Source organism: Paraburkholderia tropica, assembly GCF_014171495.1.
Classification (GTDB): Bacteria; Pseudomonadota; Gammaproteobacteria; order Burkholderiales; family Burkholderiaceae; genus Paraburkholderia; species Paraburkholderia tropica.
In genome coordinates this window covers 1,551,592-1,575,073 of record NZ_CP049136.1, presented here as the reverse complement: position 1 = coordinate 1,575,073, position 23,482 = coordinate 1,551,592, and the positions used below count along the sequence as shown (strand labels likewise).

The 23,482-nt window shown below is 58.5% G+C and carries 23 protein-coding genes; 16 read left to right on the top strand and 7 right to left on the bottom strand.

The window, feature by feature from the left end; translation table 11 throughout:
- Window positions 1-14 precede the first annotated feature (14 nt).
- Together G5S35_RS30575 and G5S35_RS30570 are read right to left on the bottom strand one after the other, a co-directional pair.
- On the bottom strand, window positions 15-332 hold the full coding sequence (locus G5S35_RS30575; RefSeq protein WP_124263126.1) for a hypothetical protein: 318 nt from the start codon (window positions 330-332) through the stop codon (window positions 15-17).
- A gap of 255 nt (window positions 333-587) precedes the next feature.
- Window positions 588-1,031 carry a DUF3592 domain-containing protein gene (locus G5S35_RS30570; protein WP_074983663.1) on the bottom strand — a complete coding sequence of 148 codons (444 nt, stop codon included), beginning with the start codon at window positions 1,029-1,031 and terminating at the stop codon, window positions 588-590.
- Between the two features lie 1,269 nt (window positions 1,032-2,300).
- On the opposite strand from G5S35_RS30570, the gene G5S35_RS39660 reads away from it, so the two are divergent.
- From G5S35_RS39660 to G5S35_RS30510, 13 genes are all read left to right on the top strand, one after another.
- The gene (locus tag G5S35_RS39660; RefSeq protein WP_237181622.1) at window positions 2,301-2,957 is read left to right on the top strand and encodes a type VI secretion system baseplate subunit TssF; all 657 of its coding nucleotides are present in this window, start codon (window positions 2,301-2,303) and stop codon (window positions 2,955-2,957) included.
- Complete coding sequence (locus tag G5S35_RS39655) at window positions 2,878-3,480, top strand: type VI secretion system baseplate subunit TssF (RefSeq protein ID WP_237181620.1); 603 nt, start codon at window positions 2,878-2,880, stop codon at window positions 3,478-3,480. The genes G5S35_RS39660 and G5S35_RS39655 overlap by 80 nt, the downstream gene beginning before the upstream one ends.
- Window positions 3,481-3,493: 13 nt before the next feature.
- The gene (locus G5S35_RS30560) at window positions 3,494-6,274 is read left to right on the top strand and encodes a type VI secretion system Vgr family protein (RefSeq protein WP_183039730.1); all 2,781 of its coding nucleotides are present in this window, start codon (window positions 3,494-3,496) and stop codon (window positions 6,272-6,274) included.
- 33 nt (window positions 6,275-6,307) lie between these two features.
- The gene (locus tag G5S35_RS30555; protein ID WP_183039729.1) at window positions 6,308-7,714 is read left to right on the top strand and encodes an N-acetylmuramidase family protein; all 1,407 of its coding nucleotides are present in this window, start codon (window positions 6,308-6,310) and stop codon (window positions 7,712-7,714) included.
- Entirely contained in the window at window positions 7,698-8,396 is a 699-nt protein-coding gene (locus tag G5S35_RS30550; protein WP_124263127.1) for a hypothetical protein, read from the top strand. The genes G5S35_RS30555 and G5S35_RS30550 overlap by 17 nt, the downstream gene beginning before the upstream one ends.
- Window positions 8,389-9,141 carry a hypothetical protein gene (locus tag G5S35_RS30545; RefSeq protein ID WP_124263128.1) on the top strand — a complete coding sequence of 251 codons (753 nt, stop codon included), beginning with the start codon at window positions 8,389-8,391 and terminating at the stop codon, window positions 9,139-9,141. The genes G5S35_RS30550 and G5S35_RS30545 overlap by 8 nt, the downstream gene beginning before the upstream one ends.
- Before the next feature lie 28 nt (window positions 9,142-9,169).
- Window positions 9,170-9,865, top strand: a complete 696-nt coding sequence (locus G5S35_RS30540) for a hypothetical protein (RefSeq protein WP_124263129.1) — start codon at window positions 9,170-9,172, stop codon at window positions 9,863-9,865.
- Window positions 9,866-9,890: 25 nt separating this feature from the next.
- Window positions 9,891-10,595, top strand: coding sequence for a hypothetical protein (locus G5S35_RS30535; RefSeq protein WP_143064417.1), 705 nt, complete (start codon window positions 9,891-9,893; stop codon window positions 10,593-10,595).
- Window positions 10,592-10,852, top strand: a complete 261-nt coding sequence (locus G5S35_RS30530; protein WP_074983659.1) for a PAAR domain-containing protein — start codon at window positions 10,592-10,594, stop codon at window positions 10,850-10,852. Before G5S35_RS30535 ends, G5S35_RS30530 begins: the two co-directional genes overlap by 4 nt.
- 129 nt (window positions 10,853-10,981) lie before the next feature.
- Entirely contained in the window at window positions 10,982-11,617 is a 636-nt protein-coding gene (locus tag G5S35_RS30525) for a hypothetical protein (protein ID WP_124263131.1), read from the top strand.
- 171 nt (window positions 11,618-11,788) lie between these two features.
- A complete protein-coding gene (tssG, locus tag G5S35_RS30520) occupies window positions 11,789-12,856 on the top strand; it encodes a type VI secretion system baseplate subunit TssG (RefSeq protein ID WP_183039728.1) in 1,068 nt (355 codons plus the stop codon).
- 202 nt (window positions 12,857-13,058) lie between these two features.
- On the top strand, window positions 13,059-13,217 hold the full coding sequence (locus G5S35_RS30515; RefSeq protein WP_156773650.1) for a hypothetical protein: 159 nt from the start codon (window positions 13,059-13,061) through the stop codon (window positions 13,215-13,217).
- A gap of 57 nt (window positions 13,218-13,274) precedes the next feature.
- A complete protein-coding gene (locus G5S35_RS30510; RefSeq protein ID WP_065058504.1) occupies window positions 13,275-13,568 on the top strand; it encodes a hypothetical protein in 294 nt (97 codons plus the stop codon).
- Between the two features lie 188 nt (window positions 13,569-13,756).
- Here G5S35_RS30510 and G5S35_RS30505 read toward each other — a convergent pair whose 3' ends face one another.
- The 5 genes from G5S35_RS30505 to gcvA form a co-directional block, all read right to left on the bottom strand.
- Complete coding sequence (locus tag G5S35_RS30505; protein WP_065058502.1) at window positions 13,757-14,062, bottom strand: helix-turn-helix domain-containing protein; 306 nt, start codon at window positions 14,060-14,062, stop codon at window positions 13,757-13,759.
- A gap of 9 nt (window positions 14,063-14,071) precedes the next feature.
- Window positions 14,072-15,358 carry a type II toxin-antitoxin system HipA family toxin gene (locus G5S35_RS30500; protein WP_074983656.1) on the bottom strand — a complete coding sequence of 429 codons (1,287 nt, stop codon included), beginning with the start codon at window positions 15,356-15,358 and terminating at the stop codon, window positions 14,072-14,074.
- Window positions 15,359-15,461: 103 nt separating this feature from the next.
- Window positions 15,462-16,670, bottom strand: a complete 1,209-nt coding sequence (locus tag G5S35_RS30495) for an aminotransferase class V-fold PLP-dependent enzyme (protein ID WP_183039727.1) — start codon at window positions 16,668-16,670, stop codon at window positions 15,462-15,464.
- Between the two features lie 25 nt (window positions 16,671-16,695).
- Entirely contained in the window at window positions 16,696-17,214 is a 519-nt protein-coding gene (locus tag G5S35_RS30490) for a RidA family protein (protein ID WP_176080057.1), read from the bottom strand.
- A 105-nt stretch (window positions 17,215-17,319) separates the two neighbouring features.
- Window positions 17,320-18,285 (bottom strand): transcriptional regulator GcvA, encoded by a 966-nt coding sequence (gene gcvA, locus G5S35_RS30485; RefSeq protein ID WP_183039726.1) that lies wholly within the window; start codon window positions 18,283-18,285, stop codon window positions 17,320-17,322.
- 304 nt (window positions 18,286-18,589) lie between these two features.
- On the opposite strand from gcvA, the gene G5S35_RS30480 reads away from it, so the two are divergent.
- The 3 genes from G5S35_RS30480 (at window position 18,590) to G5S35_RS30470 (ending at window position 23,481) form a co-directional block, all read left to right on the top strand.
- Window positions 18,590-19,228, top strand: a complete 639-nt coding sequence (locus G5S35_RS30480) for a TetR/AcrR family transcriptional regulator (RefSeq protein WP_065058494.1) — start codon at window positions 18,590-18,592, stop codon at window positions 19,226-19,228.
- A gap of 145 nt (window positions 19,229-19,373) precedes the next feature.
- Window positions 19,374-21,482: a TonB-dependent siderophore receptor gene (locus G5S35_RS30475; RefSeq protein ID WP_237181617.1), complete on the top strand. Its 2,109-nt coding sequence runs from the start codon at window positions 19,374-19,376 to the stop codon at window positions 21,480-21,482.
- Window positions 21,483-21,528: 46 nt separating this feature from the next.
- Window positions 21,529-23,481 (top strand): extracellular solute-binding protein, encoded by a 1,953-nt coding sequence (locus G5S35_RS30470; protein ID WP_237181615.1) that lies wholly within the window; start codon window positions 21,529-21,531, stop codon window positions 23,479-23,481.
- The last annotated feature ends 1 nt before the right edge of the window (window position 23,482 follow it).

Here is a 23,482-nt window from a genome sequence, read left to right as displayed (position 1 = left end):
GCCGACGTGGGCGTTCAACCAAGATGACCGATCATCACGTTAATACCGAATCCGATCCCGGCACTCAAGGTCGCCCCTGATAATGCCCCCCGTCTGGGTACCAACGTTAAACCCGTACATGACGAGCGCGCAGGTGCTGAATGAACCGCCACACTCAGGCCACAAAATTGCGGCATGACGATGCCCATCGCGAGCAGCGCGGTATTGATTCCCAGCAGCATGACGGTAGCGCTGGCACCTTCCGCGATGACCCCGGCTCCGACATCAAAGCAGACCGTTCCGCCGGTCAGATCGGAACGACTCAATTCCTTGCCGTGAAACGCCGAGGTCATGTAAAGGGTGCCTCCTCCCGTGAATGTGGAGGCCGCACCAGTCACCCCGGGTCATTGGCCAGCAATCTGGTTTTAGGCAGGTGTAATTTGGGTACCTTCGGAATCTTCTTTATCGCACCGAAGCCAAACCCAGGCGATCCGTAATGCAATTCCTGCCCCTGCCCGGCTGGATGTTTCAGATAAATGGTCCCGCCTGCCATGAGGATCGGCCCGAGGCCCACACTGGCTGTAGCAGCCGTATCGCAAATCCACTGACTATTTCTTGGTATCATTTTTTCTCTGAATCAAACCAGATTTTTCAAGGCAATCGAGACCCACAACCAACGCGATAAAGCCAATTAATCCGGTGACGATTGACCATCCCCAGATTGAGCCAACGAGATCCGCCCTGGCGCTCGTTCGAGGACTGTCTGGCAGATAGCGCACCTGCACCTCGTCACCGGGCTTCAACCCGAAAATCAGCCCGTTCTGCGGATACGAAACGCGTTCACCACTCCGGGTTGTAATCGCGACTTCCGGGTGACTGCCGCCGTGATTGAGTTCAGTGACGTGTCCGGGCGCGACGAGCGACGTTTGAAGAAAATCGAGTGTATTAAAGGTGGTGGCGATGGCAGCGATCATGAGTCCGGCCCCCACCAGCAGGAAAAGCACGGCCTTGAAGGCATAAGTGACTTTTTCGCTCACGATAGCGTCTGTCATCGGACAATCTTCATTGCTGGTAGTTATTGGTAAGGCACGCCGCAACTCTTGGGCCACCGCACAGCGCTGGATAGAAAATTTCTCGCCTGCTTTGCGCTTATAGAACGCAGTATATATAGCATCAATCAAGGCGGAATTAAAACTGCAATGCCATTTGATGGAACACCAAATCAAGGCGACCAGAGGAGCACCGGGCTAGTGCGCGGACATCGACGAACGTTCGCGTGAGCTGGCATGGATGTTTCATCGGTGCCCTACTTCTGCTTCTCGCGTCGGAACGCATACAAGACTCACTGACCGTAAATGCGTCCCTCACTGGCTGCTGTCCAATGCGCACATTACGCATACATTGCAATCGGAATTATCGCCACTACTCAGCCCCAAAACTGATAATTGGAATGTGAGCGCAACCGATAGAATAAAAATGATTGACTTGAACATATTCGACCTGAATAATATCTAAAATATCGATCACAATTCTTATCAATTATTCAATTGGCGCCCTCGATGGTTTGAGGGATTGCTAAATCTCACATGGACGCCGCCCTTTGCCAAAGAAGTTAGTTTGTGGTCCATCAACGACGCTTCTTAGCGTTGTGAACGCAAGGCACGCAGCCCGTTTCCGTTCTCCACCGGCGGTCTGCTGCGAAAACGCCCGACACCTGTCAAACCTCACGACGAAGGCGTTGAGCAGGAGTCACTGCCTGCGCGCGCGAGCTTTGCCGAAGCGTTCTCGCGATAGCGAGACCGGCGTCAGGGGCGCTGAACCCGGTTGCAAAAATCGCACGATGAGCTTGGCCCAACGCGCGACCGGATAACCCGACGACCAAGAAATATGATCATCGCTGATGCGCCATTTGTTGCTGGCGATAACGGTGATTTCCGGCGCAACCGTTGAACGTTACAGCGCGCACATACCGCTTGAAGTGACTGAGCGATTCCTGCGTCGCTGTAGCATTTTTCTTCTTGTCTGTAGGTGCTTGCTGCTCGTCAAGTTGCCCCTACCCTCGCGTCGCAATATCAGGCGCCTTTGACCTGATACCCAGCCCCCTGACGGTAAGCGCTTCGTTTGATAGCCGGCAAGTAGATCCCATTGCCTTATGGGGTCCGGGGTTGCTTTTGTTCGTCCACCGATTTCAAATGAAAGAGCCCGCTCTGGCTCTAGTCCCGCTGCACGTTGCCCGGTTTCGTTGCGAAACGGATCACGCCGTCAACTCATTCCATGCAATACGATAGATAAGTAATACTAACTGTTATCACAGGGTAGCGATGGATCCCGAGTTTATCGACTATTACCAACGGCAACTGACATACATTCAAGGGGCGTTCAGTGAGTTCGCGCAAGAGCATCCCAAGATTGCCGCACGGCTTGGTGCGCAGGCGGGCGATGTCCGAGATCCCCATGTCGCACGGTTGCTTGAGGCTTTTGCGTGGTCCGCAGCACGCTCAGAGCAGCGCATCGATCGCTGGCCGCTCGAACTCCCGCTGCGGATCCTCGATGGCATCGATCTCAACGTCACAGCTCCGTTGCCGTCACTGGGTGTGGTGCGGTTCCGTCCAGACGCGGCCGGCGCGCACACCGCCACCGGACTACGGCTTGCGCGCGGCACCACCGTGACAATGGGCCAGCCGGTTGACGGACAATCGGAGTGCCGCTTTCTCACCACGCAGACATTCACGCTTTGGCCGCTTTCGATCAGTCGTGTGAAACTTACGGGTATCCCGGCCGACATTCCCGCGCTGTATCGCTACCTGCGCGACGGACAGGACGTCCGGTGCGTGCGTGGTGCGCTGCGTCTGCGTCTGTCCACGCACCGAGGCACGCTGCTCAGTGAACTGGAGGCGCTTGATCGTCTCCCGGTGTATCTGTGCGGCGAAGAACGTATGGCTGACCAACGGCGATCTTCCCTGCGTCCTGCCGCGTGACGGCGAGGATGCACTGATCCTGAAGAATACCCGCTCTGTGAAGTCTGTCAGTTTTGTGCGCGGTCCGACCCCACCTCGTGCGCCGCTTGCTTGCGGTAGCAGCCGGGACGTCGCCTGGGAGCTGGTGCGCCAGTTGCAGCTCCCCTTGAACGCCTTCGATGACGAGTTCAACGAGCCCGAACCCGGAAAAGGCCTGCGTCTGCGCCTCGCCCCCTTCCAGCTCGCCGGCGACCCCACCATGGCGCGTTTTCTCGAAAGCCTGTGTGGGGCAACCGCAAGTCCGGTCTATGCCATGCACCGTTGCGGTGACGACATCACTCCGACGCGCGGCATTGCTGTGACGCTCACCTTCGACGAGTCGCTGCTTGATGGCTACTCGCCTTTCACGTTCGCGCTCGCGCTCGAGCGTTATGTTGCCCGCCATGTTTCGCAGCATTCCTTTACCCGCGCCACCCTGCGCACACTCCAGCGCGGCACGGTCTTTACCTGGCCCACGCGTAGCGGTACGCGCGGTGTCCTTTGACGGAGAGTCCTCAATGGAATGGAACACACAGCCCCGCGCGCTGGAAGTGGTCAGCAACGCGATTCCGATGGTCTTCGGACAACCCATCTTCGAGGTAGTGCGCGTTCGCGGTGTGGACAAGCTCGGCACCCTGTTCGACTACCAGATCGACGTACAGACCATCGAGTCGAACGGGCTTACCGTCAACACCATGGACCAGGTGCTCGATGTCGACAAACTCGTGGGTCAGAGCCTCAAGCTCAGGATCGCAATCGAGGGCAGCGGCACGCCTGGTGACGGGGAGTTTAATGTCGGCGCGGGGGTGCGGGAAATCAGCGGCGTGATTTCAGAAGTGGCGTGTCGAGGTTCTGACGACCGGCGCATGTACTACAGCCTGCGTTTGCGGTGTCACCTCTGGCTCGCGAGCTTGACCCGACAGAATCGCCATTTCAGGGACAAGAACGTTCAGGAGATCTCCAGCGAAATCCTGCAGAAGTACCCGTTCAAGGTCAAATGGAACACCATCGGCGCGGGCGACGGCAGCCGCCCCTATCCGAAGCGCGACTACCAGCGGCAGTTCTGGATGAGTGACTGGGACTACCTCAATCTGCTGTGGCAGGAATGGGGTATCTGCTTTTACTGGGAGAACGACACGCTCGTGCTTATGGATGCCCACGGGTACCCAGCGCAGGATGAACCGTACAAGGTCGTGCGCTATCTTGAGCGCGACGGCCAGCGCATCGATGAAGAACACATCCACAAGCTGAAGTATGCGCGCGGCCTGACCACGGGCCGTGTGACAGTCATGGACTACGACTACACGATGGCGGATGTGAACCGCTACTGGCGCAAGGTCGGGCGTCCAAGCGAAACCGCTAACGACAACGCTGAAGAATACATCTGGGCCGATTACGCCCAGCCACAGCAGGGCGCGATGGGGCTGAACGCGAAGCGTAACGACGAGGAATTCGAGGGCTCCCATCTGGCGCGCGTGCGCGCCGATGCGCATCGCAACAAATCGCTCGTCATCAAGGCCACTGGAAACCTGCGGGGCGTGCGCACGGGGCGGCAGCTCACTATCACCGGTCATCCGTTCGAGCCGGTGAATCGCAAGTACATCGTGACCGGGATCAAGCTCGACATCGTGAACAACGATTCGGTCACGCAAAGCGGCGAGAACCCGCGCGAATTCAAATGCCGGATCCAGTTCACGGGTGTGCCGTCTGGCACCTATTATCGCATCCCGCTTAAGGCGAAAAAACCGCGCGCTTTTGCTGAGACCGCGGTCGTCGTGGGCTTCGAGAACGACCCTACCGTGCTCACGGATCCGATGGCGCGCGTGCGCGTGAAATTCAACTGGGACCGCCTGAGCAAGCTCGACGAGGAAGCGTCGTGCTGGGTGTCGCAAATGCAGAACTGGCAGGGCAAGCGGTATGGCGGGATGTGGATTCCGCGCGTGGGCGATCACGTCTACATCGGGTATGTGAACTCGGATCCAGACCGGCCATTCATCCTTGGCGGCCACGTCACAGATTACAACGAAGTCCCGTGGGATCTGTGCCACAACCACGCGCTTTCCGGATGGCGCAGCTCGAGCCTCGAAGGCTTTGGTAAAGGCTCGAACATGGTGGTCACCGATGATACGCCAGGCAAGCTTCAGGTGCAGATCGCCAGCGATCACGCCCAGTCGCGAGTGGCGGCTGGCAGCATCACGGGCATTGTGGGCGACAAGGGACGCACCGATGCGCGCGGCGAAGGCATCGAGGTCGCTACTGAAGCGCACGTGGTCGCGCGTGGCAATCGCGGTGTGCTGGTGACGTCGGAAACACGTGCGGGTGTGACGGCTCCGGTGAAGGACATGGGTGAAACCGTGCAGCGCCTTACCAACGCACGGCAGCAGCACGAAGACATGGCGCAGCTTGCGGCCCAGCATAAGGCCCAGGCGCGGGACTACAGCCAGCGCGATGTGACGTACAACATCAAGGCACAGAACGATGCCATCAAGGGGAGCGCCAAAACGGTAGACAATCCGTCGCCCGAAATGACGCGTCCCGACGTGGTGGTGGCGAGCGCGGCTGGCATCGCGACAACCGCAACAGACAGCACGCACATGGCGAGTGTGAACGACCACGCGGTGACCGCCGGGCGCGACGTGAGCCTGTCTTCGGGGCGCTCGCTTTTCGCTTCCGTGCGCGGCGCGATTTCGATGTTCGCCTACGCGCTTGGCATGAAGCTGATTGCAGCCAAAGGCAAGGTCGAGATTCAGGCGCAGAGCGATGAGATGACCCTGGATGCGCTGAAAAACCTGACTGTGCGTAGCGTGAACGGCAATCTGATATTGACTGCAAAGGGCGAAGTGTTTATTGGCGCAGGGGGCTCGTACATCCGGATCAGCGCCGCTGGCATCACCAATGGCTCACCGGGGCCAATTCTCGAAAAGACGCCTTTCTGGGATGCTCCGGCCGCATCCTCCGAACGCGTACCCCTCCCCCCAATGCCGATCGCGCCGCTTGCGCAAAACCCGGGCGAACTTTTCTCGCAGACATTCGATGCTAGCGCCGTGGCGGAAAACCAGGGTGGTGGAGTCGTCATCGCCGACCAACCATATCGCATCTACCTGCCGGACGGCACGGTCAAGCAGCAGGGCATGCTGACCGAGGGAGCAACGCTGACGGTCACTACACCTGAGTCGGTGAAGGTGAAGCTCGAAATCGGTGCTGGAGACTGGAGCGTGATCGAAGACTCCTACGACGAAGAAGAGCTCCTTGCTGATGACGAGCAGCATGACGATCTCGATGACGATAGACATGCTTGATATCACAACTAAACTGATCTAGCAGGGCAACTGATGGCACATCCGCATCGCAAAGCACGTCCGACGGCACCCAAGGCGCCACCCTCCCCTTATGTGCAGGTGACGATCCTGTTCAGGGATCGGCTCGACAAACCGATTGAGGGGCTGGACGTGCAGATCAAGGCAGGAGCAGGCGCGCCGCCTGCTCCTGCATGGAAACTCGGACTCGATGAAGATCAGGCTCCCCCAGGAGCTGCGCCGGCATCCACGCCTACCAGCGTTTCCACCCCGGATGGTGCCTCGGAGCCGACTGCTACGCCCGTACAAAATGTAACCAACGAGGTTCAGGGTTTCACTGACAAGGATGGGTACGCCACGTCAATTCAGAACGCGGCGCGCAATCAGCCTGTCGACGTATTGGTCAAGAATCGTCACGGAGAATATGTCCTCAAGGCTACGATAGTACCCAAAAAGGACTACAGCGCCTTCCGCATTCTGAGCAGCGAATACCACGTTGAAGCGACGACGAAGCTCACGCCGAAAGAATCTTTCGAACAGGACATCAAAGTACCAGTGGTGAAAGAAGGCGAAGTGATGACCATCGAGCGCCTTGTGCGTGAGTTTGGCCCATACATTGGGTGGTCTCAGAAGGTGACTGAGCAAGGACAAATAAAAAAGCATTTCACGACAAAACATAGAGAGACCGTTACCGACGAAAAATCGGGGCAGAAAAAGACCAAAACCACTATCGAGCATCACTACCGGGTGGTCGATACAGGGAAGCCAAGCACGGTTATTCTGAATATACTTGGTTCTAAATTGAACTACCCTTCCCCGTCTGTCTTCAGTGAAAGCCAGTACAAGAACATTGCGACAGAACTGAATGTCGAGATTGCGGCAGTTAAAGCCATCGTTCAACAAGAATCTGGTGGCAAACCGTTTCTAGAAAATGGCTTGCCACCAATTTTGTACGAGCGCGGGCACTTTTTTGACCTTTCGGTAAAAAAAATAAAAATAGAAAGTGGTTCCAAAAAGGGTGCGGGAAAGAAAAAGAATATAGCAAATCCGTATCCTCGCAATCCGGATCTATGCTTAAAGGGGTCAGGCAATTATGGGGCGGAAGGCTTGCACCAGTACGAAAAACTTGTGCGTGCTGCTGCATTAGATTTTGATATTGCTATACAGGCTTGCTCTTGGGGCGGTTTTCAGATACTCGGAGAATACTATTCAGAATGCGGTTGTAGCACCGCATTTGAGTTTGCCAATAAATTCATGTCCGGGACCGAAGGGCAGGTTCAGATATTTATAGCATTTATGAAAAATATTAAACCTGGGGCAGTCCAAGGACTGAGGCAACATAATTGGGGAAAAGTTGCGGAATCTTATAATGGAATATATTGGCAATCTACCAATCCTGATTACGCGGCAAACTTAAAGATATTTTATGAAAAATTTAAGTAAATTGGTTGCATTCATGGTGTGCTTGGTTGGGTTCATCACCACCACCATTGCTGGTCAGGCAATGATTTTCGATAATCCAGGTTTAATTGTCTATAAAGACGGAAATCGAATATACGGATTCTATGATGCAGAAACAAAGAGATTTTCATGTTATTTTCTATTTTTCCAAAATTCGTCAGACACGTTGAAATCAGACGTCGAAGGTTATAGTAGGATCAGTCTGATGACATTCGTTCCACATGACGGCGCATCTCTAATATTTGAATCTAGAGATAAATTTTTCGATATCAGAGGTGCTTTATATCGAAACGAGAGTGAATGGATAATTCATACGGATCAAGGGCAGGCTGGCTGTGAAAACGCGGCAGGTGGATTTATTTTTGAGCCTAGTGACTTGGCGGCTTCAAGGTTCAATGTCGAAAGTTCAATAGATTCGATCGGGGTGCGCATGGTGAAAAGAAAAACGTACTTCTTTGATCGGAAGAATAGCAAATTTTTTAAGAGAAGCAGTTATCTTACAAGGATGAATTCTGTTGTCGTAATCCAGAATCAAGGACCGTATTCGCAAGTTCGTTTCTCCGATCCGAGGTTGTATGCGCAGTCTTACGGAAGGGTCACGGTTGGCTGGGTTCGATCAGACGATTTGATCAATCCATTTCCTACAGCGGCCGGCCGTGATTGAAATTCTTCCACATGATATTCGCATGGGCAGCCCTGAAAAAGGACCCACAGCAACTAATACGCCATGCCAAAAACTGTCCTTGGCGATAATTCTTTGTTTGGGAATTCCCTGTAATTTGTCGGCCGGGGAACTAGCTGTGTTTAGCAATCCCGGCTTAGTTGTCTTCCGATCCGAAGGGCAAATACAGGGTTACTACTCCGCACTTGAAGCTGGGCGATCCTGCGAGTTTTTCTTTAACACCCATTCTCAAGTATCTTGGCCAGCCACACGCGGACAGGTAAATTCCGCAGAAATAGGTACATTTGCTTTGGGGCTCGGCGAAAGGAAACATAGTCAGAGGAATTCGGATTTTTATATAAGTGGCGTTATAAAAAACAACGCCGATGAATGGTCTATACAAACAGATGTTGAGCCCCCGGGATGCGGAGGCGGAGTAGGCGTTTTCTCAAAAAACACCGGACTACCGCCATTTCGATTCTTCGAAAAAAGTACGTTCCGAGGTAAAGGGATCCGCGTGGTTAATGGAAAAACATATTTGTATAATAAAATTAAGGGAAGATTATCCAAGAGAAAGGAATATCTGACGGAAAACGATATCGTCTCCATTATATCTGATGGTGGAGGCTATTCGAATATCAGGTACGTCAATCCAGACTATTTTGTCGTACCTGCCGGCAAGGTTACTATCGGTTGGGTGAGGACTCGCGACCTGGTCGATCCCTTTCCCCCGATGTCTAGGCCATGACTAATGTTGTCAGTTTCAGAGGGCTTTAATGAAGACAAGTAAACTCATTATTCTTTGGATGGGCATTGCTTTGTCACTTGCTAGCCCAGTTGTAAGTGCCGGCATTGGAGTTGTGTTCAATAACCCATTTTTGGTAGCAATCCAATCTGGAAATAATCTGTACGGTTATTATGATTCTGAGAATGAACGGTTTTCATGTGTGTTTTTCTTTTATGGAAAAAGCAACTCACCGATGCTAATCTCTTCGAATCACTCATCAATTGAGATTGACACATTTGGGTTCGGATTGGACCCGAAATCGTATGCCTACCAGGGAAGAAGCAAGTACTCAGATATTCCCGGCACGTTGTTTTCTGATTCGAACGGCTGGGTCATTAAAACGGATAGCCCGCCTGACGCGTGCAACGGAATCGGTGCTGATTTTAGTAAAAGCCCATCGGACGCCAATTTTTCTAGATATTATATTGTAGAAAAATTAAACGCGCTGGAAATTGGGGTGGTCGTCAGAAAAACACTAGTCCGAGAAAAAATTGGCTCCAACCGTTCAAAAGCCATGTTGGTAGGCGGTGACGCGGTGTTGGTCATTTCAAGGAAGGGAAGTAATTCTTATATCCGATTTATCGATTCGAAGCTAGCTTCACTTGATCGCGATCCGGTTGTGACTGGCTGGGTCCGGTCTGCAGATATCGCAAATCCATTTCCTCGGCCAATGAATCATGATTGAGGTTCATGCGCACGATGCTTGCGTAATGAGGGTGAAGAATAAATCGAAGATTTGGTTGCTGATCCTCTCTTTCGTGCTGGTATTTCCCCGTGAGTCAGTTGCCGGTGTTGCCACGATTTTTGAAGGCTTGAATTTTGTGACCTATCAAAGTCACGATAGTCTGAACGGGTTCTACTACGCAAGAAGCGGTATATTTTCCTGTGGATTCCTATTTGTTGGTGTTCTGAGTAGCCCACAGAAAAACGCAGACAGCGTGAACTTAGTGAGGGTAAAGACATTCGATTTTGTGCCTCACGTACCCGCGTACACTTACGATAAGAGAGATCCACGATCTGATATTGATGGCACAGTTTATGTGGCGCCCGGCAGTATCTCGCTGAAAACAGATTCACCTCATGCCGGATGTCAGAGTGCCGCAGGTATGTTCGACGCGCCTCCTGGGGAACGTGGAGCAAGTGTATTTGCAGAGGTTGGGAAACTACCTGCATCAGGCATTTTTGTTGTTGGCAAAAAAGCCTTTTTCTATAGGATCGAAAATGAAGTAAAAACCAAAGAATATCTTCTTCCGGGTAGCTTCGTTCTCGCAACAAAGAAAAAGAAAGGGTTTTCCTTTGTTCGATATGTCGACCCGGATTCTCAAATAGATGATGATGATCCAAAGCGGGTTGTGTCAGGTTGGATCCGTACATCGTCACTTGTTAATCCGTTTCCTCTGAAAGGTAAGCAATGATCGATCTTGTCAGGCTTGGTGATCGTACGGACCACGGTGGCAAAGTAACAACCGCATCAAAGACGATGTGTTATCGGGGTGTCCGGGTGGCGAGGAAAGGAGACCTTGTTGAATGTCCGTTGCATCCCGATGTGAATCCGAATGTAATCCTCGACGGTGATCCGAAAATTTCCGATAAAGGAGTTCCGATTGCGAGGCATGGATTTCGCACGACATGTGGATGCACATTGATTTCGAGTGTTGGCGCTGACACCTGATCTTTCCGGATCATTTGATATAGCGTTCAGTTTATGATCGCGCCCGTCAGTGAGCCAAAATTTCTTTACCTTCAAGGTTGCACCTGAATTTCACGATTGCTGTGTTTTACGGCGAAATTAGGAATGGAAATGGGAAAATATAAAAATATATATATCGTGCTTCTCTTTTTTGCTGAAATATGTTCTGCACGCGCAGACACTTCCATCCTAATAGAAATTGGGGAATGTAGGTTTAGAATTAGCGATTCATTTCACGGATCTATTACAGATCCAAAGCCGGAAAATGACTTCCGATATGCTGGCTATGACGCAAGTGTGCGTGTGGCTGACGTTGTGAAATCGTTCGGACTTAATTTTTCTTGTCAGAAAATTGAAGACGATGACGTTGAAGTTTCCGCACGATTTGGAGGCCGATTTAACGCGTATCTGAATAGATGGGTGCCTGATTTTGGGGATGCTTCGGCGCATGATGTCGTTAATCTGAAGCGTGTTACGAAAACATTTCCCCTCACGTCAAAAAATTCCAAAGGATTTTATACGATTCAGGATGATCTTGATGGGGAGTTATCGCGCCGTATGCGTCATATTTCGTACTGTTTGATTCGAGGCGCGGCGGCTGTATGTGGTGATGGCGTAGTGAAGCGGCTCGCGGACAGTAAGAGTGACATGCTTCCTTATGTCCTCCAGGTGCTGCGAAGTATCAAGTTTGAAGACAAGGAAGGTTCGAGCCGTGAACGAATTAATCAGGCATCGATGATGCGATAGTTATTGGTGGCGACTTGTTTACGAATATGTTTTGAATTTTATCGAGCCAAGATATTCTGCGAAAGCTTCGTAGCGGTCTCAGTTTCAAGGCCCAGATGATGCCGAATTCTATGCGGCATCAATCGAAAGCGTTCGAACAAACCTGCATTTACTATTTTCGGGGACGATTGGATGGATGGAAAATCCAGAAAGCTTGCACTATCGCTTGACCTGATCGAGCGATTGCAGGAAGAACCTTGGAATTTTGGGTTCCTGGCGCTCATGCGCCGCATCAACGCGAATGGAGTGGACGATCCGGTTGGCACCGCCCTCTTGCCCACGGCCGAGCCGTTTCGTGTCGGTCAGAAACCAAGCCTTACCTTCGCGCCCAGGGAGATAGCGGACGCGAAGATGAAGAGAGGACGCCTGCATACCCGTCTCTACAGCCTCGGAATGCTCGGGCCGAATGGTCCGCTTCCGCTGCACGTCTCGGAGATCGCGCGCGAGCGCGAAGAGTTGCGTCGGGATCCAACGTTGAGCAATTTCCTCGACATCTTCCATCATCGGGCACTCACGCTCTTCTACCGCGCCTGGGCGTCGGCGCAGGCGACAGTCAGCCTCGACCGCCCTGATGATGATCGCTTCTCTTTCTACATCAGCTGTCTGTCGGGCCACTCTGCCCTGCCCGCGCGCACAGTTTCACTGCCTACCCACGCTTACCTCGCATCATCACCTCATCTTGTGCACGAGGCCCGTAACCTCGACGCGTTGTCAATGTCGGTTGCGTGGCATTTTGGCGTGCCGGTCCAAATTGAGCCGTATGCCGATCACTGGATCGAATTGCCCGAAGAACTCCATTGCAGGATGGGGGAAGAAGGGGATTCGGCCTGTCTTGGGTTGGGTGCCACGCTCGGCGGTCATGTGCTTTCCAGGCGCCACCGCTTTTGCATGGTGCTCGGTCCCCTCGATACCGAAACGTATCACCGATTCACGCCTCGCGGCGAGGATCTGTTGCGGCTGGTCGCATGGGTGCGCGCGTACATCGGGCTTGAGTACGAATGGCTGCTGGAATTGCAGATCCAGCCAGACTACGCGCCTCCAGCAGTGCTGGGCGAGGAGCACCAACTCGGGTGGTCGAGCTGGCTTGGTCAGTCGCCCGACGGCAAGCCGGTCATCGGCATGCGTTTTGAACCGGAGGCATACCTGGATCGGCTCGTAGAGGGCGCGGCGATGCCGGAGGAGGTAGCCGCCGTGCATTGAACTGAGCCGCCGATGAAGCGCCAGCGCGAAGGAGGAGAGATGGAGTTCGAACAATCGGCCCTGATGTTCGACGTCAACCAGATCCTCAATGCCGGCGCGAACCCGGTGCACTTCTCGCTGTCAGCGAGCATCTTCGTCGATGCGACCGGCCGGATCGTAAATCCTCTGAAGGTCACGAGCGTCGATTTGCAATCGCGATTACATGAACCGCTTCGGCGACGAGCTGATCGTCACGATGGAAATTCTCGCTGGCCAGTACGCGCGCGAAATCTATCCCCACAACGACGCCATCGATATCACGCTCACGCGCGCGCCGATGACGGAGGCCGCGGACACGGCCGATGCGGGGCGCGCGATCTAGTCAGAGCGCCATAGCGCCACGCTGATCGACGAGGCCTCGCCCCTGCTCGAACAGAACATGGACTTCTCGCCAAGCCGGCAGCATCTGGACCTGACGGGGCCGCTCACGGTGCCGTTCCAGCTGGTGAACGAGTCGCTTGCGCAGATGCGCATGATCGATGTGGGTCAGGTATTTCGCGGCTGCACGGTCGATGGGATTATCCGCACCCTGTTCACGCAGGCCTCGCCGGCAGCGACGGTCGACGGCGAGCGCGCCGTGCTGGAGGTAACCATGGTCCCATTGGCCAACCGGCAGCCGCGCGAGCCCATCATGAATCCACAGCGCGTGCGCCTGGTTGAACACTTCCAGTGACACGCTCAACCACCACGATCCGACCCAACGACGCGTGATCCAGCATCGGCGCATGGCATACGAGCAGCCCACGCACACCCTCCGGAAGGTAAATAGCATTTGGCGCGCCTCATCGTCCGGCCACGTCGTCCAATCTGAAATTCGCTTCGTCGCAGAGTGAATCGCCTCGCGCCCGCACCCAACACGTTTTATTCCGACGCCCCTCCAGCCGCCTCGCCACGCCGCCGTCGAACAAACCCCACCTGAAGCCCAAACAGCTTGCCGATGCTGTTAAGCGACTCCACGGTCGGATTGCCCGTGCCGCGCTCGATGTCCTGAATCACACGCCGACTCACGCCGCGATGAGCCGCGAATTCCGCTTGCGTCAGGCCCGTCATTTTCCGCATCGCCTTCATTGCGTCGGCGATGCTCAGCTCGCCACGCTCGATGCGCTCATAGAATTCCCGGCGCTGGGCGTTCTGTTCCTCACGGCTCAGAGGGTTACGACGAGGCATACGCGTCCTCTAGGAATGACGGGAATCGGGATTCAGGGCCTTAAGCTGCCGGACCTGCGTGTCGATGGCGGGCGTCAGGAACTGCACGATGTCGTGATCGACGCCCTGCGCCAGCATGATGTCGGGCAGGCGCTCGACCTGCGTGGCAAAGCGGCCGAGCGCCTCGCCGAGCCGCAGCCTTTCGTCCGCGCCCACCGGCAGTGCGGCCAGCACATCGCCCCACTCGGTCAGCTCGATGCGCGTGGCATCCGGCCGATACCACCGGAGCGTGCGCGGCACCAGCTCGGGGTCGAGATACATCGGCGCGAAATCGAACAACGGCGTCAACTGCTGGCGTCCGTCGATAAGCTGCATGGCGGTGTTGCGCGCATGGTTATCGGTGTTGCGCATGGCCAGGTTGAGCACATCGCGCTTGATGAACTCGAGCGTTTCGGCGTGCGGATCGGTCGCCACCCGGCGGATCGCCGCCACGACTTCGAAAAGATCCGGACGCTGATCGAAGCCGCTGAGACCCAGCAACGACGCCACGCTTTCCTGATGCAGCCGCTCGACGCGGCCATCGCGCACGCGCCGGTCAAAGCGCGGAATGAGCAGCACGTCGCCGTGCAAGCTGGGCAGTTGCCCGTAAGTGCGAATGCCGATTTCGGCGGCCACGCGCATATAGGCCGCCTCGTTGTGCAGAACCTTGAGGTCGGCGGCCGTGTTGCCGCGCGGCAGCTTCGCGATCAGATGCTGGGCCGCCTGTGCGTCCGGCAGGACCGCGTCGCCGTGCAACAGGCCGTTTCGATCGCGCGTGAGCAGATATTTCGGCGCGGCGCCCTGCACGCCGGTCGTGCCGGTGCCGAGCATGCCATGCAGATACATGCGTTCCTTGAAGTCGGCGCTACGCTCGACCACGTCGTCGATCGCCATGCCCGGCAAGCCGCGCGCATCGGGATGTCGACGCACGTGCGACTCGAAATACGCCACCGCCTCGGCGACGCGGATGCGGCCGATGGGATTGAACGCGCCTGCGCAGAGCAGCGGAAAATCCGCGTCCGGGCCGTCCTGCAGCTTGAGTTCGCCGAGCAGGAAGCGTCGGCCCGCGCCCTGCGGCACGAGGTCGTACAGGAACGCCGGCAGCGCGCGGCCGAAACGGAATTCGGTATCCACGGGCTCGACGAGCGACAGCGGATCGTGCGTATGCTCGACCGCGTACATGACCTCGAAATCCCACTGACATCGGCCGTCGCGGAACTCCACCTGAGCGCTGTCGATCCAGCGGTCGTCCAGAAATAGCTGCAGGGTGCATTCCACCGCTCACCTCCTATATGCCTCATAAATGTAGCACAAAGAGGTGGATCCTGCCTGAAATGCTCCTTATAAGAAGCGCGAACCGGCCGGACGCGCAAAACAGCCGTCACGCAACCGATGCTATCTCCGCTATCGCCGCGACCAGTCGCGCAATTTCCGCATCCGTCGTGAGATAGCTGACCGACGCCCGCGCCACGTTCGTCAGCCCGCGCGCGCGCATATCGAGCGGCGTATAAGCCACGCCGCTCAATCCAATCGAGATCCCACGCGCCGCCAACGCGGCCTGCACCGCTTGCGGGTCGCGGCCCGCGAGATTGAACGCCACCAGCCCGGACCGTTCGACGCCTTCATCGAGCAACTCGACCGCCTCGATCCCGGCCAGACGCTGCCGCAGCCGCGTCGCCATCTGATCGATACGCCGACGGATCGCGGGCACGCCAATCGCCAGCGCCTCGCTCAGCGCCTTCGCGAGTCCGGCACGCAGCGCCATCGATGTTTCCGCCGATTCGAATCGACCGGCGTCGTTACGCAGATACGGCTCGCCCCGCGCATCGAGCGGCGCGGAATAACGATCCACATACGCGGGCGTCAGACGATCGAGAAAGGCGCGCCGCACATACAGCAAGCCGGTGCCGCGCGGCGCGCGCAACGCCTTGCGCGGCGCGGCGCACAGCACGTCGCAGCCGATTGCCCGGACGTCGATCGGGAGCTGTCCGGCGGCCTGCGCGGCATCGACGAAATACGGGATGTCGAAGCGCCGCGCGATCGCGCCCACGGCGTCGGCCGGATTGATGAGGCCGCCGTTCGCCGGCAGCCACGTGAGCGCGATCAGACGCACGCGTTCGTCGATCATGGAGGCGAGCGCCGCCGTGTCGATCGTGCCGTCAGCGCGCGAGGGAATCACGTGGATCGTCGCGCCCGCCCGCTGCGCCGCGAACTGCATCGCGGCCAGATTGCCACCCCATTCGTGCCGTCCGACGAGCATGCGCTCGCCCGCCTTCCAGCCGCCCAGCGCCGCAAAGGCCGCGCCCCAGCCTTGCGAATTGCCGCCGGTCAGCGCGATCTCGTCGGGCTGTGCGTTGAACAGCATGGCGGCGAGCGCGCGCGCGTCGTCGGTGATGGCGCTGGCAGCGACGCCCGCTTCCATCGGCCCGCGCGTCGCCTCGCGTTCGAGCTGCGCGTGGATCGCGCTCAACGTGGCCGACGAAGGCAGCGATGCGCCCGCGTGATTGAAATGCGTCGTCGTGCGCGTGCCGGGCGTCTGGGCGCGCAGTGCGTCGACGACGGCGTCGGTCAGGATTGTGTTCGTGGTCATGCGGTCTCCTCGAAAATCCCTGCGATCACAGTTCGCGCAGCGCGACCACGGCATCCACTTCGACCGCCGAGCCCGCGGGCAACATCGCGACGCCAACCGCACTGCGTGCGTGCCGTCCGGCATCGCCGAAAATGTCGACGATCAGATCGGACGCGCCGTTCGCCACCACGCTCTGGCGGCTGAATCCCGGCGCGCTCGCCACGAACACGCCCAGCTTGACCACGCGCGCGACGCGCTCGAGCCGGTCGCCCGTCGCGGCGGCGATCTGCGCGACGACGCCGAGCGCGCACAGACGCGCCGCTTCGATGCCATCGGCTTCCGTCACGTCGGCGCCCAGTTGACCCGCGTACGGCACAGCGTTGTCGCGCCGCGCGATCTGTCCGGAAATGTAGAGCAGATGGCCGTCCTGCACGAACGACACGTAATTGGCGGCGGGCGCGGCGGCCGGTTCGAGCGTCAGCCCGAGCGCGGCGACGCGCGCCGAAATGGTGAGCGCGTTGAGGGGGTCGGGCGATGCGTTCGCGGTGTTCAGGGCGGTGTTCATGGCAGGGTTCCTGGCGTGATGCGGGTTGCTGGATTCGGGAACCCGATCCTAGCCATTCGCCTCGCCCGCGACCAATCAATCCTTGCCGCCCGGCCATGAGCGGAACTAATGCGTCGATGCGGACGAGGCCGCGTCGTCGCTTCCGTCGTCGCTTCCGTCGTCGCTATCGCCTTCGTTTTCGGCGATCGCGATGAGCCAGTCGCAGAACGCATTCGCTGCTTCGCTGCGCGGTCCGGGCCGCGTGACGAGCCACCAGCCGATCTCGGAATCGTCGAGCGTCATCTCGGGAAACACCGGCACGAGCGCGCCGCTGGCGAGTTGCGGCGCGATCAGGCGATGCCGGCCCATCGCCGCGCCCTGCCCGGCCAGCGCCGCCTCGACGACGATGTTGTAGTCATGCAGATGCACCGCGCGCGCCGCGCTCAGGTCCACGCCGAATCGCGCGGTCCATGCGTCCCATTCGAACGGCTGCTTGCTGTGCGAATACAGAATCGGCAGACGCAGCAGGTCGTCGGCGCACGTGAACGGACCGTGCGCCGCAATCAGCTCCGGCGCGCCCACCACGGAAAGCCGCTCGGGCATCAGTTTCTGCGTTTGCACGCCAGACCAGACGCCTCGCCCGTATCGAATCGCCACATCCACGTCGCCCTGCGAAACATCCGCGAGTGCGATATCGGGACGCAGACGCACATCGACATCGGGATACGCCGCATGAAAATCGCGCAGACGCGGCGCGAGCCAGCGCGTGGCGAACGAGGCCAGCAGACCGACGGTCAGCGTGCCGGCCGCGTGGCGTGGCGCGCGCATTGCGTCGGTGCCGCGACGCAATAGATCGAACGCGGCGTGCACGTGTTCGAAATACGCCTCGCCGTCGCTCGTCAGCGCGACCGCGCGCACGCGCCGCTCGAACAGGCGCCGCCCGAGTTCCTCTTCGAGCTTCTTGATGTGATGACTCACGGCGCTTTGCGTGACGTGAAGCTCCTCGGCCGCCGCGGTAAAACTCAAATGCCGCGCCACGGCCTCGAAGACGCGCAGCGAAAGAAGCGGTGGAATGGAGCGCGACGAAGACATGGCACGAAACATCGGATCAGGAAAGCAACGATCTTAGCGCGATTGCGCGTGGGGTCGGCTTTGTCGGCGTTATAGCGACGTTACATCCGCGAGCGCCTCATGTCGCTCGCACGCGAATCAAACCGCGGGGGATTACCGTACGCCACCGCACATCCCGCAGATAAGCATGTGAGGGAATTTTCTTGGACACGTTGATGCGTGCTCAATAACATACCAACCGTACTGTATCTCGCCGTAACGTTTTTAGAACGTCCGCGATACGCCGCCACTCGACGTGCGCCGCACGACGTTTTCGCCCAGCACCATGAATAACGCCACTCCGAATACCGCACCACGCGTCAGGCGCACACAACACGAACGCAGCACGGCGGCGCGCGTCGCGCTCATCAACGCCACGCTCGCCTGCCTTGCCGAAGTCGGTCTCGCCAAGGCGTCGATCAGCGAAATCTGCCAGCGCGCGGGACTGTCGCGCGGCGCGCTGCTCCATCACTTTCCGCACAAGAACGAACTGCTGGTGGCCGCCTACGTGGCGTGGATCAGCGGCAAGCTCGACACACTCGAACAGCGCATCGAAAACGGCGCGAGCGTGCGCGACGAAGTCCGCGTCTGGCGCGCGCAAATGCGCGAGACGTTTCCGATGACGCAGGAATTCTACGGTGCGCTGCGCAGCGACGCCGATCTGCGCGAACGCTTCAACGCGGCACTGCTCACGCATTCGATCGGCGACGACATGCGCCATCATCCGGCGAATACGCGCATCGACCAGTCGCCCGCGCCGTGGCTTACGCGTTACGTGATCGCGTGCTTCATTCGCGGACTCTGCCTGCAGGAACTCTTCGTACGCGATGCATCGGTTCCCGATCAGGCTTTCGATCACTTCATCGAGATTCTGAGCGCGCACATCGAAGGCACGGTCGCGCGCGAAGCCTTGCCTGTTCCCTGATACCCGGTCTCGCTTGATTTCAATTTAACCTTCTCGCCAAGGCGTGCCTGGCTGCCATCAATATAAATATATCGGACTACTACGTATGAGAAAAAGCATATTCCGTTTGCGAGTGATTCCGGCGTTGCTGATTGGCGCAGGCACGTTGACCGCCACTCTCGCTTACGCCGACGACACCTCGAACGGCGCGCAGAATCCCGCGAACGATGCTGCGTCAGGCGCAGATAAAAACGACAACAAAGTCCACAGCCTCGCCACGGTGACGATCAACGGCACGCGCCAGCAAGCGCCGAAAGTATCGAGCGGCGCGCTCGGCACGCGCTCCGATCTGGAAACGCCGTTCTCCACGCGTGTGGTCGCGCAGCAGGAGCTTGAAGACCGTCAGGTGAAATCGCTCGGCAAGGTGTTCTCGGAAGACGCGGCGGTGATGTCGCTCGGCGACACCTATTCGTTCAACGCGTATTCGATCAACGTGCGAGGCATTCCGCTCGACGACTACAACGGCTACAAGATCAACGGTCTGCCGTTCTATATGACGACGGTCGAATTGCCGGTCGAATCGTTCGAATCGATTCAATTGCTCAAGGGCGCATCGGGTTTCATGTACGGATTCGGCGCGCCGGGCGGCATTATCAATTTCGTGACGAAGAAGCCGACCGACACCTTCACGTTCAGCGCCGACGTGGGCTATAGCTCGGATTCCGTGTTCAGCCAGCACATCGACACGGGCGGCCGCTTCGGCCCGGACAGCATGTTCGGCTATCGCTTCAACATCACGCACGAACAGGGCGACACCTATAACGATGCGCACGTGCTGCGCAATTCGGAGTCGCTGTCGCTCGATGCGCGCCTCACGCGCTCGCTCACGTGGACCTTCGACGGCCTTTATCAGTCGCGCAAAGTCGACGGCGGCATTCAGGACGTCATGCTCAGCGACTACACCGGATCGAGCCTGCCGCGCGCGCCGAGCGGACGCACGAACCTCTCTGCTTACGGCGATACGTTCTTTAATTCGAACGTGTATTTCGTCAGCAGCGGCCTGCACTGGCAGATCGATCCGGTCTGGAAAGCGAGCATCGACTATAGCCACAGCAAGGACGAGCGCAATTATTCCGGCCAGTGGCTCGACCTGCTCAACGAGCAAGGCGACTTCAACACCTATCTGAACCGTTCGCGCGGATCGTCGATTTACGACGTCGTGCAGGCCACGCTCGAAGGCAAGTTCTCGACCGGCCCGGTCGATCATCAGGTCGTACTGGGCGTGTCCCAGCAATGGCTCACGAAGAAGACCGTGCCGGCGTCGCTCTATACGGATATCGGCTCGAATAATCTCTACGACACGATCACGCAGCACACGTGGGACGGCACGTACGATTACAGCCAGCAGTACAACAATTTCAATTCGCAGCAGAAGTCGATTTTCGCGAGCGATACGCTGAGCTTCCTGAAATACTGGTCGATTCTCGCGGGCATTCGCTACACGAGCTATCACCAGACGTCGTGGACCTCGCCGTCCACGTCGCCGGTCAGCTATACGCAGAATCCGGTCACGCCGACGCTCGCGCTGATGTTCCGTCCGCGCAGCGACCTGCTGTTCTACGCGAGCTATGTGGAAGCGCTCGAAGACGGCGGCACGGCAGCCGAAGGCTATGCGAACGCAAACCAGGTGCTCGATCCGATCAAGAGCAAGCAGTATGAAGTGGGCGTGAAATACGACGGCCGCCATGTGGGCGCGTCGGCGGCGCTGTTCCGCATCGAGCGCGGCGCGGAGTACGGCAACGCGCAGAACGTCTACGTTTCGAACGGCAAGGAGCGCATCAACGGCCTCGAACTCGACGGTCACGTCGATCTGCCCGCGGGCTTCCGTGTGGCCGCGAGCACGGCCTGGGAAGCGGGCACGTATAGCGAGACCGAGGCCGATCTGATCGGCAAGCGCATCGAGGGCATTCCGCGCTGGCAGGCCACGCTGCAACTGAGCGATCGCATTCCGGGCGTGACGGGCCTCACCGCGAACGCCGAGGCGCATTACTACGGCAGCATGATGGCCGATGCGAACAACAACTACGTGCTGCCGAGCTTCACGCTGTTCAACGCGGGGCTGAGTTATCGCACGACGGTGGCCGGTCATGGCGTGACCCTGCGCGCCGAAGTCGACAATATTTTCAACCGGCATTACTGGGGCTTCCTCCAGTCCGACTATATGTTCGTCGGTGCGCCGCGCACGCTCGCGCTCAACGCGCGCTTCGATCTGTGAGCGCCGCCCTGCTCCGTTCCGGTGCCTCGCGCGGGAATGCGCGGCTATGAGCGCGTTCCTGCAAAACGCAAAGCGGCGCGCGCGCATCCGGGCAGGCGTGTGCGCGATCGTCTTCGCGCAAGTCACGGCGATGGCGCATGCGGCGAGTCATGAGGCAAACGGCACGACGAACGGCGCGTCGAACAACGAAGCGCAAGCCGGGCACTGGCAAACCACCCTCGCCCTGTTCGACGACGCGCGCCCCGCCGCCGTCCCGGCGCGCCTGCCGTACGCCGACGACACACCGCCGCGCGGTGGCACGCTGCGGCTCGCGAATTACATCGACGCCACGCCGGTCGTCACATCGTACGACTCGCTCAATCCGTTCCTGCTGCGCGGCAACGCCGCGCCGGCCGCGCCGATTCTGCTGTTCGAAACGCTGATGCAACGCAGCCTCGACGACGTCAGCACGCAATATCCGCTGCTCGCCGACCGCGTGGCCATCGCACCGGACGGGCTCTCGGCGACCTTCCACCTGAATCCCGCCGCGCGTTTTTCGAACGGCAGGCCCGTGACCGCCGACGACGTCGTCTGGTCGTTCGAATGCCTGAGCCGCGCGCCCACGTCGCCGTTCTACAGCGGCCGCTACGCTCTGATCCGCGCGGCGCACGCACTCGACGCGCAAACCGTGCGCTTCGACTTTCGCTCGGCGCAGCGGCGCGCCGTGCTCGACGCGGGCGACCTCTACGTGTTCTCGCGCGACTGGGCGCGCACGCCCGCGGGCGGCACACGCAGCTTCGACCAGCTCGCGACCGTGCCGCCCATCGCGAGCGGCCCGTATCTGATCGCCTCGCGCGCGAGCAACCGCGAAATCGTCTACCGGCGCGATCCGCATTACTGGGGCGCGGATCTGCCCGTGCGGCGCGGCATGTTCAACTTCGACACCGTGAGCTTTCGCCTCTACAGCGACGACGCCGCGCCGCTCCAGGCGTTCCGCGCGGGCGATATCGACGCGATGTTCGAAGGCAGCGCCGAGCAATGGACGCGCAATTACAGCGGTCCGGGTTTCGCCGCCGGCACGCTGCACAGGCAGGAATTCGCCGAGCAAGGCATCAGCGACGCGCAGGGTCTGTTCTTCAATCTGCGCCGCAAGAAGTTTCAGGACCCGCGCGTGCGCGAAGCCGTGGGTCTCGCGCTCGATTACGAGTGGATCAACCGCAACATGTTTTTCGGGCAGTACGAACGGAGTCAGGGCTTTTTCGACGACAGCGAATTCGCCGCGCGCGGCGCGCCCGACGCGGACGAACTCGCGCTGCTCGAACCGCTGCGCGCGAAGCTGCCGCCCGAGGTATTCGGCGAGGTGCCGCCGCAGCCGCAAACCACGGGACGCGACGGCCTGCGCCGCAATCTCGCGCGCGCCGAAGCGCTGCTCGACAGCGCGGGCTGGCAGTACCGCGACGGCGTGCTGCGCGATGCATCAGGCGCGCCGTTCACGATCGAACTGCTCGACGACGGCACCGGCATGCAGCGCATTCTGATGGTGATCGTGCGCAATCTGCGCATGCTCGGCATCGACGCGCGTCTGCGCATCATGGACCAGACGGTCATCAACGAACGCCTCAAGCATTTCGATTTCGACATGACGACGCTCGGCTATCGCGCGGCGAGCGTGCCGGGCGGCGAACTCGCGCGGCGCTTCGGCAGCGAGGCCGCGCAGACGCCCGGTTCGGAAAACTACGCGGGCGTGAACTCGCCCGCCGTCGATGCGCTGATCGCCGACGTCCAGCACGCGCACAGCGAGCACGCGCTCGTGACGGCGGCGCGCGCGCTCGACCGCGTGCTGCGTTGCGACCGCATCATGGTGCCCGAGTGGCACATCACGCACGCGCGCGTCGCGTGGAACCGCCGCATCGCGCCGCCCGCGCGGGTGCCGAAGCAATATCCGTGGATGGACTGGGTGATCGGCTGGTGGCACGCCGCGCCGCAAAACGCGCCCGCTTTCGCGCAACGACAGGAGTAAG

Coding starts and splice junctions, on each gene's coding strand:
- G5S35_RS30575 (WP_124263126.1), bottom strand. CDS start 332: ATGACCTCGGCGTTTCACGGCAAGGAATTGAGTCGTTCCGATCTGACC.
- G5S35_RS30570 (WP_074983663.1), bottom strand. CDS start 1,031: ATGACAGACGCTATCGTGAGCGAAAAAGTCACTTATGCCTTCAAGGCC.
- G5S35_RS39660 (WP_237181622.1), top strand. CDS start 2,301: ATGGATCCCGAGTTTATCGACTATTACCAACGGCAACTGACATACATT.
- G5S35_RS30560 (WP_183039730.1), top strand. CDS start 3,494: ATGGAATGGAACACACAGCCCCGCGCGCTGGAAGTGGTCAGCAACGCG.
- G5S35_RS30555 (WP_183039729.1), top strand. CDS start 6,308: ATGGCACATCCGCATCGCAAAGCACGTCCGACGGCACCCAAGGCGCCA.
- G5S35_RS30550 (WP_124263127.1), top strand. CDS start 7,698: ATGAAAAATTTAAGTAAATTGGTTGCATTCATGGTGTGCTTGGTTGGG.
- G5S35_RS30540 (WP_124263129.1), top strand. CDS start 9,170: ATGAAGACAAGTAAACTCATTATTCTTTGGATGGGCATTGCTTTGTCA.
- G5S35_RS30535 (WP_143064417.1), top strand. CDS start 9,891: ATGAGGGTGAAGAATAAATCGAAGATTTGGTTGCTGATCCTCTCTTTC.
- G5S35_RS30530 (WP_074983659.1), top strand. CDS start 10,592: ATGATCGATCTTGTCAGGCTTGGTGATCGTACGGACCACGGTGGCAAA.
- G5S35_RS30525 (WP_124263131.1), top strand. CDS start 10,982: ATGGGAAAATATAAAAATATATATATCGTGCTTCTCTTTTTTGCTGAA.
- tssG (WP_183039728.1), top strand. CDS start 11,789: ATGGATGGAAAATCCAGAAAGCTTGCACTATCGCTTGACCTGATCGAG.
- G5S35_RS30515 (WP_156773650.1), top strand. CDS start 13,059: ATGAACCGCTTCGGCGACGAGCTGATCGTCACGATGGAAATTCTCGCT.
- G5S35_RS30510 (WP_065058504.1), top strand. CDS start 13,275: ATGGACTTCTCGCCAAGCCGGCAGCATCTGGACCTGACGGGGCCGCTC.
- G5S35_RS30505 (WP_065058502.1), bottom strand. CDS start 14,062: ATGCCTCGTCGTAACCCTCTGAGCCGTGAGGAACAGAACGCCCAGCGC.
- G5S35_RS30495 (WP_183039727.1), bottom strand. CDS start 16,670: ATGACCACGAACACAATCCTGACCGACGCCGTCGTCGACGCACTGCGC.
- G5S35_RS30490 (WP_176080057.1), bottom strand. CDS start 17,214: ATGAACACCGCCCTGAACACCGCGAACGCATCGCCCGACCCCCTCAAC.
- gcvA (WP_183039726.1), bottom strand. CDS start 18,285: ATGTCTTCGTCGCGCTCCATTCCACCGCTTCTTTCGCTGCGCGTCTTC.
- G5S35_RS30480 (WP_065058494.1), top strand. CDS start 18,590: ATGAATAACGCCACTCCGAATACCGCACCACGCGTCAGGCGCACACAA.
- G5S35_RS30470 (WP_237181615.1), top strand. CDS start 21,529: ATGAGCGCGTTCCTGCAAAACGCAAAGCGGCGCGCGCGCATCCGGGCA.